Raw genomic sequence first — 11,692 nt, 5'->3', positions numbered from 1 at the left:
GGGGCGGGCGTCGTCGTTCGTGCGTGGGGTGTCAGGCGCCGCGTCGTGCGCGGAGGACCTGCAGGCGCTCTTCGAGGAGCTCCTCGAGTTCCTCGCGCGAGCGGCGCTCGAGCAGCATGTCCCAGTGGGTGCGGGGTGCCTTCACGTCCTCTTCGGCGACCTCGACGGGGATCCCGTCGTCGCCGAGCAGTCGGCCCTCGCGGCCGGAGCGGGGCTCCGACCAGGTCTGGGGGACGTCCGCATCAGCCGAGAAGACGATGTCGAACGTCTCACCCGAATCCGTCTGGTAGACCGCGCGCTTGCGATCCGAGAGCTCGACGCCCTCTTCGCTCTGGAGACTCTGACTCCCGAGCCGCATGCCGCGGAGACTCCGATCAGCCATGTGTGTGCTCCTCTCGCTCGTCTGCCCTCCACAACACTGTCCCACGCCCCATCAATCCCGTACCGGCGCATTCACAGTCCGTTCCCAGTGGCTGGGCGCGGCGGGCCGGATCAGGAGCGGGCGCGACGACCCCAGGGGGCGCAGGCCAGGAGCACGAGCAGCCCGCCGAGGGCGAGCAGGAGTGTGATCGACCCGGACAGGATCGATGCCGGGGTGGTGGACGTCCCGAGCGGCACGTCGGTCACCATCGAGGTCGCGGTGTACTCAGGAACCCGGTCGATCGTGCGGCCGCTCGGGTCGATGACCTGCGACGCTCCGACGGTCGAGATGTTCACGAGCGAGCGTCCGGTCTCGATGGCCCGCATCCGCGCGATCTCGAGCTGCTGCAGGTTCTCGTCGGTGCCCGAGAAGTCGGCGTTGTTCGTCTGCGCGAGGATCACCTGCGCTCCCCCGCGCACCATGTCGGTGGTCAGAGAGTCGTCGACGATGTCGAAGCAGATCGAGATGCCGGCACGGACCCCCGCCACGGACAGCACGTTCGGCTTCGTCCCCGGCGTGTAGTCGCGCTGCAGCAGACCGATGAGCGACGGCGCGAGCTTCGAGAAGAACCAGCGATCGGGCACGTACTCACCGAACGGCACCGGGCGCTTCTTGTCGTACGAGGACTGCCAACCGTCCGCGGTCCACACGAACGACGTGTTGTGCAGGACCCCCGACGGCGTCTGCGTGATGGCGCCCGCCACGATCGGAGCGTGGAGCGAGTCGACCACGGAGTCGAGCGCCGAGGCGATGACGGGCTGCTGGCGCGGGTCGTACTCCGCACCTGCCTCGGGCCAGACGACCAGGTCCACACCCTTCGCGTCCACGTCCGTCGCCGCGACCTGCGCCGCCAGGACGTCACCGGGCTCCGCGCGGTCGAAGTAGCCCGCGGGACCGTTGCCCTGCACCGCCTCGACCCGGATGGTGCCGCTCGTCGCCGTCGGCCACGCCGGCACGGCAAGGACCGCCGCGACGAGCAGGCCCGCCGTCGCCACCCGCACGGGCAGGCGGAGGGTGACGCCCGGCGCGCGGGGCGCCACGAGCGCGAGCGACACGACGACCGCGACGCAGTACACGACGACGAAGGTGAGTCCGAGGACGCCGACGTACGCGGCCAGGTGCGCGAACGGCCCCTGCGACTGCGACAGCCCGACCCGCCCCCAGGCGAACCCGCCGTACGGCCAGCTCCCCGAGAACCACTCGCGTCCGGTCCAGAGTGCAGCGACGACGGCCGGGAGGCCCCACACGCGTCCGGCGGTCGACGGCACCACGCGGGCGACCCAGCGGTACGCCAGGGCGATGGCCACGCTGCCGAGGGCGAAGAACGCGGCCTCCAACAGCGCCAGCGCGAACCACGGGACCGGGCCCAGGTAGCGGCCGGCCCACGAGATGGCGGGGATCCAGAACGCCGCACCGGCGAGGTAGCCGATCCACGCCGCGCGCCGTGCACGCTGCCCCATCACCGCGAGCAGCATGCAGGCGAGCGCCGGGTAGGCCAGGAACCACCACCCGGGCGACGGGAACGCGAGGGCGAACAGGATCCCGCCGATGACGGCCAGTGGTAGCGCGGTGCCCAGCGGCAACGCGGCGAACGGGCCGGTCGCGACCGCCCCGCGGCCGACGCGCGTGGGCAGCCCGCGCACAGTCGTCTCCGGAACCCGCACCGTGCCTCCTGTCAGACCGCTGCGTAGGCGACGATGCCGCGGCGGACCGCGTCCGTCGCACGTCTCGCGGTCTGGGCCAGGTCGTCGTCGCCGGCGTTCCGGATCTGGTCGAGCAGGTCGATGACTTGCTTCGACCAGCGCACGAAGTCGCCGGCGGGCAGGTCGAGGGTCCGGAGGACGTCGTCGAGCGCCGAGCCCGAGGCCCAGCGGAACATGCCGACCGCCATCGCCGGGGTGGGCGGCTGCGAGCCGGCCAGACGTGCCGCACGCTCGATGTCGTCGAGGCGTGACCAGATCGTCAGGGTCTCGTCGAGCGCCGGGCGGAACGCACCACGGGGCAGCGCGTGCTCGGTGCCGGGCGCGTCCTCGCGACGGGGCTGGTAGATGATCGTCGCGGCCATGGCGGCGAGCTGCGCCGGGGTGAGGTCCTTCCAGACACCCGCCTCGAGGCACTCGGCCACGAGCAGGTCGCGGTCGCCGTAGATCCGCTGCAGACGACGGCCGCCGGCTGCCACGGTGGCTTCACCGTTGCCGCCGTCCACCAGGTAGCCGAGCTCGAGCAGGACGTCGGTGACCCGGTCGAACGTCGTCGCGACGGCGCCCGTGCGGGACCGGATCTGCTGGACGAGCTTGTCGTTGGCGCGCTTGAGCTTCCACCAGCGCTCGGACCAGCGGGCGTGGGCCTCGCGTTCCGGGCAGGTGTGACAGGGGTGGCGCTGCAGCTGACGGCGGACCGCGGTGATCGCGGCCTGGCGTTCCTGGCGGGCGCCGTGCGATGCCTCTCGACCCCCGGGGACGTTCGTGCGCTCGAGGTCGGAGAGTTCTCGGCGGAGCGCCGAGTACTCGGTGAAGTCGCCGAGGTGGCACTGCATCGCCTGCCGGTAGCCGTCGAGCGACTCCTGCTGCGAGCGGACCTTGCGGGCGAGATCGACCACCGACCGGTCGGCCTGGAACTGGGCGAACGACGTCTCGAGGACCTCACGCGTGCGCTGCCGGCCGAACTGGTCGATCAGGTTGACCGCCATGTTGTAGGTCGGCTTGAACGACGAGTTGAGCGGGTACGTGCGACGGCTTGCCAGCGACGCCACGGCCTGCGGGTCGAGGCCGTCGGTCCACTGGATGACCGAGTGCCCCTCGACGTCGATCCCGCGACGACCGGCACGACCGGTGAGCTGGGTGTACTCCCCCGGGGTGATCGGCACACGCGCTTCGCCGTTGAACTTCTCGAGCTTCTCGAGCACGACGGTGCGCGCCGGCATGTTCACGCCGAGCGCCAGGGTCTCGGTGGCGAAGACGACCTTCAGCAGCTTGCGCTGGAAGAGGTTCTCCACGACCTCCTTGAACGCGGGGAGCATGCCGGCGTGGTGCGCCGCGACCCCGCGCTCGAGGCCTTCCAAGAACTCCCAGTAGCCGAGCACTGCGAGGTCCTCGTCCGGCAGGGTGCGGCAGTGGTACTCCGCGGTCTCGCGGATCTCGTTGCGCTCCGGCACCGTCGTCAGCGACAGCCCTGACCGCAGGACGTTCCGGACGCCCTGGTCGCAGCCGTTTCGGCTGAACACGAAGAAGATCGCGGGCAGCAGCATCCGCTCGTCGAGCATGTGCGCGATCTGCTCGCGGTGCACCTTCTCGGTGCGCGGCCCACGGCGCTCGGGGTAGCCCCCGCGACCACGACGACCGCGGTGTCCGCCGCCGTTCCGCTCGCTCCGTGCGCCGCCGCCGACCATGCGGAGCAGTTCGGGGTTGACACGGTTCGTCGCCGCTGCGCCACTCGAGTCGAACAGGTCGACCATCTTCGAGCCGACCAGGACGTGCTGCTCGAGCGGGACCGGGCGGTCTTCGGAGACGATGACGTCGGTGTCGCCACGGACGGTCTGCAGCCAGTCGCCGAACTCCTCGGCGTTGGACACCGTGGCACTGAGCGAGACCAGGCGGACCTCGGTCGGCAGGTGCAGGATCACTTCTTCCCACACGGCACCGCGGAACCGGTCGGCCAGGTAGTGCACCTCGTCGAGGACCACCCAGGCGAGGTCGTCGAGCAGGTCCGAATCGGCGTAGATCATGTTCCGCAGCACCTCGGTCGTCATCACGACGACGCGGGCGCGGGGGTTGACGTTGGTGTCGCCGGTGAGCAGGCCGACCTCGGACTCGCCGTAGACGTCGACGAGCTCGGCGTACTTCTGGTTGCTGAGCGCCTTCATCGGGGTCGTGTAGAACACCTTCGCCGTCGGCTGCCGCATGGCGAGCCAGATGGCGAACTCGGCGATGATCGTCTTGCCCGCACCGGTCGGGGCGGCGACCAGCACGCTACGGCCCTGGTCGAGCGCGTCACAGGCAGCGAACTGGAACGGGTCGAGGTCGAACCGCAGGTCGGTCCGGAAGAGCTCGAGGTTGCGCGACCGGTTGCGCACCTTGGCCGCGGCGAAGCGCTCGGCTGCGCTCGTGCCGCTCACAGGCCGTACTCCTCGTCGAGCTTCGCCTGCCGCTTGGCCACGCGGCGGTCGTGGATCCAGGCGACGAAGCACGCTGCGATGTAGAGCACCACCATCGGGACGGCGAGCAAGAACATCGAGATGACGTCCGCGCTCGGGGTCACGATCGCGCAGAACACCAGGATGCAGAGGATGGCCACACGCCAGCTCTTGATGATCGCGGCGGCGGACAGCACGCCGACGAAGTTCAGCAGGACGATGAACACCGGCAGGACGAAGGCGATGCCCACCGCGACGATGAGCTTGATGACGAAGTCGTAGTACGCCTTGGCGTCGACGATCGAGGTGTCCTGGCTGGACACGAAGCTGCCGAGGATGCCGACCACGTGCGGCAGGATGTACCACCCGAAGTAGCACCCGGCGAAGAACAGCGGGATCGCGGTGCCGAGGAAGCCCCACACGTACTGCCGCTCACGCCGGATCAGCGCCGGCACGATGAACGCCCAGATCTGGTACAGCCAGACGGGGCTCGCGATGACGACACCGATGGTGATCGCGATCTGCAGCTTGAGGTCGAACGCCCCGGTGATCATCGGGAAGTTCAGCTCGGCGGTGTGCCCGCCGACCTTGGCGAGCTCGGTCACCGGTGCCCGCAGCGAGTCGAGCACCCACGGGGTGAGGAACCATCCACCGACCGCGCCGATGACGATCGCCACCACTGCGCGGAAGAGGCGGTTGCGCAGCTCGATGAGGTGCTGCCCGAGCGACATGCGGCCTTCGGCGTCGGTCTTCTGGCGCCCCTGCCGCTTCGCTCGCCCGCGCGCGGTCGTCGAAGCCATGTGGTCGATCTTACGGGGTCGGGACCGACAGTCCGCCGGGGGTCGGCGTGGGCGGGTCGAGCGGGTGAGGCGGGCGCGCGGGAGCGCGGGCGAGCGCGACAGGGCGTACCTGGCGAGATCGGGCGCACCTGGTCGGAACAACGCACCAGGTACGCCCGGAACGACCAGGCACCCGCGGCCCACCGAGCGAGACCGGGCACACCTGGCGAGAACGGGCGAGGAGCGACCGACGGAGACCCCGGGGCGGACGTCAGCCGGCGGCGAGGGCCGCGGCGGCGAAGTCGCGCACGGCGTCACGGGCAGCGGGCGGGTCGAGCACCACCGCGCGGCCGGGCAACCCCGCGACGAGCCGGACCACCCCGTCGAACCCGTGCGACGCCGCGAGACGGATGCGCACACGCCCGTCGGTGTCGGGCGCGTCGGCGGTGTCGGCCAGGAAGTCGGCGACCAACGGCAGCGACGTGGAGTCGAGTTCCACGGTGACGATGACGTCGTCGGCGGCCTGCTGGAACAGCGTGTCCGGGATGACGACCTGGTCGATCGTCTTCTCGGCGGGACGGTCGTCGACCCGGGCCCCGGACATCCGGTCGAGCCGGAACGTCCGGAGCGCCTGTCGATCCAGGTCCCACGCGCGCAGGTACCAGTCGGTGTCGATCGACTCGACGCGGAGCGGGTCGACCCGTCGGGTGCTGCCCTGCGTGCGCGGTCCGGCGTACTCGAAGACCAGGCCGCGGCCGTCCGACATGGCCCGGCGGATGGTGGCGAGGGCGACGTCGTGCAGGTCCTGCCCGACGGCGACGGTCGACGCCGCTCCCCCGGCACCGCGGGACAGCTTGGCCATGAGCGCGCGGATGGCGTCGCGGTCTGCGGCCTCGGGCAGCGCGGACAGGTACTGCAAGCCGGCGATGAGTGCCGAGGCCTCGCGAGCGGACAGTCGGGGCGAGTCGTCGATCGCCACCAGGTTGGTCAGGACGATCATGTCGTTCTGGTCGAAGTCGTCCCACGCGATGTCGAACAGGTCACCGTGCTGGTACTGCATCGTCTCGCCCGGGACCCCCGACACCGCGATGAGTTCGACGGCGCGCCGGATGCGGGCCTCTGGCACCCCGAAGTGCCGAGCGGCCTCGGCCACCGAGACACGCTCGCGGTCGATGAGGTACGGCACCAGGGCGAGCAGGAAGGCGAGCTTGTCCTGCGCCTGCAGGGGTTGGGCGTCAGCCACGAACGGGGTCCTCTCCGGGGGCTGCGGCACGGTCGTCGGCGGTGTGGTCGCGCACGAGCGCGCGGAGGCGCTCTTCGACCCGTGCCCGCAGGTCGGCCGGCTCGAGCACCCGGACCTCGGGACCGAATGCTGCGAGTTCCTCGGCCAGGATCTGCGGGTCGACGTGGTGCAGCACGAGCCCGCCGTCGGCGTCGGTCTCGGTGTCGCGGCGACGGGTGAGTCGGCGTTCGGCGTCGGACCCGGGTGCCACGGCGATGCGTGCGGTGCGCTCGGCCCAGATCCGCTCGAGCTCGGCGAGGGTGCGCTCCCCCGCGCCGACGGGCGCGGTGTGCTGTCCGACCGCGTACTGGGTGACGGGTCCGACGATCCGGGACAGCAGGTAGTTCTTGTCGGAGTCGGTCGCGAACTCGTGGGCGGCGAGCATCCACCGACCGCCGTGCTGCACGAGGGCGAGCGGGGCGACCTCACGCCGGCGGGCGTCGTGCTGCCCGGGCGTGATGTAGTCGAAGCGGACGGCTGCGCCGCGGTCGAGCGCGGAGCGGAGCGGTTCGAACGAGGCGTCCCGGGCGCGGAGCCGCGGGGCGTAGGCGTCGACCCCGAGCTGCAGGGCACCGTCGTCGTCCTCGGCACCCGCCGAGCGCACCTTCAGCAGGCCGCGGCGGGAGTCGGCGGACAGTGCGCCCTCGCGCCACGCCATCGCGGCCAGGGACAGCAGCGCGGATTCGTCCGGGGTGAACCGGACGTCGACGGGCAGGTCGTACTCGCCCTTCGGGATCCGGTAGCGGAGCGTCTGGTTGTTGCCCGCGGCACCCGGCGTCTCGATGGTCTCGAGCGGGATGCCGAGCTCGCGGACGTCGTCCTTGTCGCGTTCGAACTGACGCTCGAGCGAGGCGTTGTCGCCACCGGTCGAGAACCGCTGCCGGTACCCCTGCACGTTGGCCAGGATCTCGGCCTTGGTCAGCCCGGACTCCGTCGAGAGCAGCGCGAGCACGAGGCTGAACAGCCGCTCCTCGGCGGGCACACGGGGCACACGGGTCGCTGGCACGAGCCGATCCTACGGCAGCGCGGGTGCACCGGAGTGCACCCGCGCCGCGGTCCGTGGACGGTCGGAGGAGGTCAGTTCGAGATCGCTCCGAGGACGTCGATCACGTAGGCGTTCGCGGTCCCCTGCTGGTTGACGATCGCCAGGACCTGGTCACCGACGCGGTGCCCGACGATCGCGTTCCGGACGCCCTCGTCGACCTGGCCCTTGGTGAGCGGGACCGCCTGCGCGCCGGAACCGTCGGTCCAGCTGGAGCCGACGACGGACGGGTCGGCACCCCAGGTGACGGCGGTGTACTTGATGACCGCGGTGTCCTTCGCGGTGAGCTCGCGGCCGTCGCCCTTGCGGAGCAGGTGCGTCTCGTTCGACTTCGGGGCACTCCACGACGGGATCGTGATGCCGGGGGCACCGGACGGTGCGAGCACGACGGCGGGCATCTTGTCGCCGGCGAGCTGCGGGGTGCCGGTGGCTCGGGCGTCGAACGCCCGCTTGACGTCGATGACGGCGATCACGGCGTCCTCGGTCTTCTTGGACGAGTCGGTACCAGCGGCGCCGCCGGTGCTGCTCAGGGCGCTCTTCGGCAGGGCCACCGCCAGGCGGTCGCCGACGTGGGCGCACTGCAGCGAGTCGCCGAGGGCCCCGTAGTTGCTCGCGCCCGCGGTGATCGGCGCGGTCTGGCCCGAGTAGCCGCTCGTCTGGGCGACCTGGCCGGTGGAACCGTCGACCAGGGTGTACTCGACCAGGACGGGGGTGCCCTCGTCGATGGTGCGACCGGTGCCCTGCTTCAGCACGGACACCTGGGTGCCCTTGGTGGTGAGGCCCTTCGGCACGGTGACCTTCGGCTCCGAGCCGAACTTGCCGGTGGCGGTCACCGCTTCGGAAGCGGCACCGGGAGCGGCACAGCTCGCGGGCGTGGTGCCGGCACCGTTCGAGGCGCAGGCGGTGAGGGACACCGCGAGACCGATGGTGACCAGGAGTGCGGGGATGGTGCGCACGGACCCTCTTTCCGTTCGATGCAGGACGGGCACGCCGTCAGCCTACCGTTCGTCCTCGACGGCCCCGGACGGAGCCCCAGCGGCATCCGACGGAACCCCGTCGGCCCCCGACGGAGCCACGGCGGCATCCGACGGAACCGCAGCCGACGATGCCTCGGCCGTCGCGACCTTGCGCGCCTGCGCCGCCGACTGCCGGGCAACCTTGCGGAGCTTCTTGTCGCTCGTCGCCCGCTCGCCCACGGCTCCCGGGGTCCACGCCTCGATGTCCTCGTCCGAGAACTCGGCCTTGCCCGCTCGGCGCTTCAGGTTCGGCAGGACCGTGCCGTCGGCCAGGCGTCGTGCCGTGATCAGGAACCCGGTGTGCCCGACCATGCGGTGGTCCGGGCGGACGGCGAGCCCCTCGACGTGCCAGGTGCGCACCAGGGTCTCGCTCGGCATCGGGTCGGTGAAGCGTCCGGTGTCGCGCAGCGCCTCGGCCGTGCGGGACAGCTGCGTGACGGTCGCGACGTAGCAGACGATGAGTCCGCCGGGCACGAGGGCGTCGGCTGCGGCGTCCACGCACTCCCACGGCGCGAGCATGTCGAGCACGACGCGGTCGACGCTCTGCGGCTCGGTCGCGTCGGGCAGCGAATCGACCAGGTCACCGACGGTGACGGACCAGTTGTCCGGGACAGCACCCAGGAAGGTGCCGACGTTGCCCTTGGCGATCGCGGCGAACTCCTCGCGGCGCTCGAACGACTGCAGCTGCCCGGTCGGGCCGATCGCGCGGAGCAGGAACAGCGACAGCGCCCCCGAGCCGACACCGGCCTCGACCACGCGGGCCCCGGGGAAGACGTCCGCGAAGGCCACGATCTGCGCGGCGTCCTTCGGGTAGACGATCGCCGCACCACGCGGCATCGACATCACGTAGTCGTTGAGCAGCGGACGGAGCGCGAGGTACTCGTCGCCGGTGCTCGCCCGGATGACCGAGCCGTCGGGCTGGCCGATGACGTCGTCGTGCCGGAGCACCCCGCGGTGCGTGTGGTACTCACCGGCGGTCTCGAGGGACAGCGTCGTGAGCTTGCCCTTCGGACCGGTGAGCTGCACGCGGTCGCCGGCCCGGAACGGGCCGCGCGGCGGCGTGTGTGGTGCCCCGCCCGCGGTGTGCGGGAGGGCTGCGGTCGAGTCCGCGGTCGGACTGGAGGCGCTGCTCGCGTCCGCTAAGTCGCGTGCGTCGTCGGTGTGGCTCATCGGGTGACCCCTTCGGTGTCCGCAGCGTGCGCCGGGTCCGGCACCGCGCCTCCAGCCCGTGCGGCCAGTGCCGGCGTCGTCAACTCGACCAGCCGGTCGACGTCGACGCCCGCCAGGGTGGTCAGGTGCACGTCGCCGCCGGCGATCTCGGACAGCGGGACGATGTGCTCGACGGCGACCGTGACGGCGCCGGAGGCGACGGCCGACGCGACTCCGGTGGCGGAGTCCTCGATCGCGACGCACGCGGTGGGCTCGACGCCGAGCTGCGCGGCGGCGGACAGGTAGGCGTCCGGGAACGGCTTCGGGCGGTCGACGTCGTCACCGGCCACGACGACGCGGAAGCCGCGCTCGCCCAGGGCCTCGGCGGCGACGAGCGCCATCTTGCGCCGGGACATCGTCACCAGCGCGGTGGGGATGCCGCGGGCGTGCAGCTCCTCGATGAGCTCACGGGCACCCGGACGCCACGGCAGCTCGCCGTCGCGCAGGTGCTCCATCACGTAGTCGGTCATCCACTGGATGATCTCCTCGACCTCCATGTCGACGCCCTTGGCGCGCAGGAGCTCGCCGGAGCGCTCGAGGCCGCTGCCCACCAGGGACAGGCCGTCCGCTTCCGTCCACTCGGCGCCGTACCGGGTCGTCAGGTCCACCTGGGACCGCTGCCAGATCGGCTCGGTGTCGATGATCGTGCCGTCCATGTCCCACAGCACGGCTGCGGGCGGGACGAGGGCAGGAGGATGCGCGGTCACGGGCGACGAGTCTACCGGGGCCGTTCCGCTGGGCGCGGACGCGCACGTCCGCCGGCACCCCCTGGGCCTACAGTGGATGCCTGAATCGTGTCCGGCCGGGGGCATCGCTCCCGCCCCGCTCCGCTCCACCACCAGGAGGTCCGCTCCGTGCCACAGCACTCCCCCTTCAGCGACGGCCGCTTGCTCGTCGTCGCCTTCGAGGGCTGGAACGACGCCGGCGAGGCCGCGAGCGGTCTGGCGCGTCGCATCGTCGAGTCGCTCGGCCTCGACGAACTCCGCGAGCTCGACGGCGAGCGGTACGTCGACTACCAGTTCAACCGGCCCACCGTCGGCACCGACGACGACGGCAACCGCGGCGTGCAGTGGCCCCGGATCGTGCTGCACGGCCCCGGAGCCGAAGGGCGTCCGGTCATCGGCGCCACCGGCTCCCCCACCGACCGCGACGTGTTCGTGCTGGTCGGCCCCGAGCCCTCGCGCACCTGGCGTGGCTTCTGCTCGGAGATCATCGACCTGGCGGACGTCTACTCGATCGACGCCGTCGTCTTCGTCGGCGCCATGCTCGCCGACGTCCCGCACACCCGACCGATCTCGGTCTTTGTGTCGAGTGAGAACGCCGGCGTCCGCGCTGCCTTCGACGTCGACAAGTCCTCGTACGAGGGGCCGACCGGCATCCTCGGTGTCCTCGCCGACGCGATGGACAAGGCGGGGCTGACCACGCTCTCGCTCTGGGCGTCCGTGCCGCACTACGTGCACAACTCCCCCTCGCCGAAGGCCACGCTCTCGCTGCTCGACAAGATCGAGGAGCTCACGGACGTCACCGTGCCCCGCGGGTCGCTGCTCGACGACGCCACCGAGTGGGAGGAGGGCATCGACGCCCTCGCCGCCGACGACGAGGACATGGCGTCGTACATCGGGCAGCTCGAGCAGGCACGCGACACCGTCGACTCCCCCGAGGCCTCCGGCGACGCCATCGCGCAGGAGTTCGAGCAGTACCTCCGTCGCCGGGAGCGCAAGGACGGCAAGGACGGCGGCACCGCCGGTGGTGAGGGGCCGTGGCGACCCCAGCAGTAGCCGTCACCGACTGACGGACAGGAGGCACGGTGC

The 11,692-nt window shown here is 71.4% G+C and carries 10 protein-coding genes; 1 reads left to right on the top strand and 9 read right to left on the bottom strand.

Annotation, left to right across the window (positions count from 1 at the left end; translation table 11 throughout):
- Window positions 1–31: 31 nt before the first annotated feature.
- The 9 genes from H489_RS29130 to H489_RS29090 all read right to left on the bottom strand — a co-directional run bounded on the left by H489_RS29130 (window position 32) and on the right by H489_RS29090 (window position 10,588).
- Complete coding sequence (locus tag H489_RS29130) at window positions 32–382, bottom strand: RNA polymerase-binding protein RbpA (RefSeq protein WP_027465636.1); 351 nt, start codon at window positions 380–382, stop codon at window positions 32–34.
- A 110-nt stretch (window positions 383–492) separates the two neighbouring features.
- A complete protein-coding gene (gene lnt, locus H489_RS29125; protein WP_152427265.1) occupies window positions 493–2,085 on the bottom strand; it encodes an apolipoprotein N-acyltransferase in 1,593 nt (530 codons plus the stop codon).
- An 11-nt stretch (window positions 2,086–2,096) separates the two neighbouring features.
- Window positions 2,097–4,535: a DEAD/DEAH box helicase gene (locus tag H489_RS29120; RefSeq protein WP_017887313.1), complete on the bottom strand. Its 2,439-nt coding sequence runs from the start codon at window positions 4,533–4,535 to the stop codon at window positions 2,097–2,099.
- Window positions 4,532–5,284 carry a twin-arginine translocase subunit TatC gene (tatC, locus tag H489_RS29115; RefSeq protein ID WP_031259811.1) on the bottom strand — a complete coding sequence of 251 codons (753 nt, stop codon included), beginning with the start codon at window positions 5,282–5,284 and terminating at the stop codon, window positions 4,532–4,534. Before tatC ends, H489_RS29120 begins: the two co-directional genes overlap by 4 nt.
- Before the next feature lie 319 nt (window positions 5,285–5,603).
- Window positions 5,604–6,575, bottom strand: a complete 972-nt coding sequence (locus H489_RS29110) for a helix-turn-helix transcriptional regulator (RefSeq protein WP_017887311.1) — start codon at window positions 6,573–6,575, stop codon at window positions 5,604–5,606.
- On the bottom strand, window positions 6,568–7,620 hold the full coding sequence (locus tag H489_RS29105) for a helix-turn-helix transcriptional regulator (RefSeq protein WP_040419687.1): 1,053 nt from the start codon (window positions 7,618–7,620) through the stop codon (window positions 6,568–6,570). The genes H489_RS29110 and H489_RS29105 overlap by 8 nt, the downstream gene beginning before the upstream one ends.
- 71 nt (window positions 7,621–7,691) lie before the next feature.
- Window positions 7,692–8,612: an FKBP-type peptidyl-prolyl cis-trans isomerase gene (locus tag H489_RS29100; RefSeq protein ID WP_017887309.1), complete on the bottom strand. Its 921-nt coding sequence runs from the start codon at window positions 8,610–8,612 to the stop codon at window positions 7,692–7,694.
- A 42-nt stretch (window positions 8,613–8,654) separates the two neighbouring features.
- Complete coding sequence (locus H489_RS29095; RefSeq protein ID WP_017887308.1) at window positions 8,655–9,842, bottom strand: tRNA (adenine-N1)-methyltransferase; 1,188 nt, start codon at window positions 9,840–9,842, stop codon at window positions 8,655–8,657.
- A complete protein-coding gene (locus H489_RS29090) occupies window positions 9,839–10,588 on the bottom strand; it encodes an HAD family hydrolase (protein WP_159556241.1) in 750 nt (249 codons plus the stop codon). Before H489_RS29090 ends, H489_RS29095 begins: the two co-directional genes overlap by 4 nt.
- Before the next feature lie 147 nt (window positions 10,589–10,735).
- Here H489_RS29090 and H489_RS29085 point away from each other — a divergent pair, with 147 nt between their 5' ends.
- On the top strand, window positions 10,736–11,659 hold the full coding sequence (locus H489_RS29085) for a proteasome assembly chaperone family protein (protein WP_017887306.1): 924 nt from the start codon (window positions 10,736–10,738) through the stop codon (window positions 11,657–11,659).
- Window positions 11,660–11,692 lie beyond the last annotated feature (33 nt).

This window comes from Curtobacterium flaccumfaciens UCD-AKU (assembly GCF_000349565.1).
GTDB lineage: Bacteria > Actinomycetota > Actinomycetes > Actinomycetales > Microbacteriaceae > Curtobacterium > Curtobacterium poinsettiae.
The sequence above is the reverse complement of the archived record's forward strand: the minus strand, read 5'-3'. Positions and strand labels throughout refer to the sequence as shown.

Coding starts and splice junctions, on each gene's coding strand:
- H489_RS29130 (WP_027465636.1), bottom strand. CDS start 382: ATGGCTGATCGGAGTCTCCGCGGCATGCGGCTCGGGAGTCAGAGTCTC.
- tatC (WP_031259811.1), bottom strand. CDS start 5,284: ATGTCGCTCGGGCAGCACCTCATCGAGCTGCGCAACCGCCTCTTCCGC.
- H489_RS29095 (WP_017887308.1), bottom strand. CDS start 9,842: ATGAGCCACACCGACGACGCACGCGACTTAGCGGACGCGAGCAGCGCC.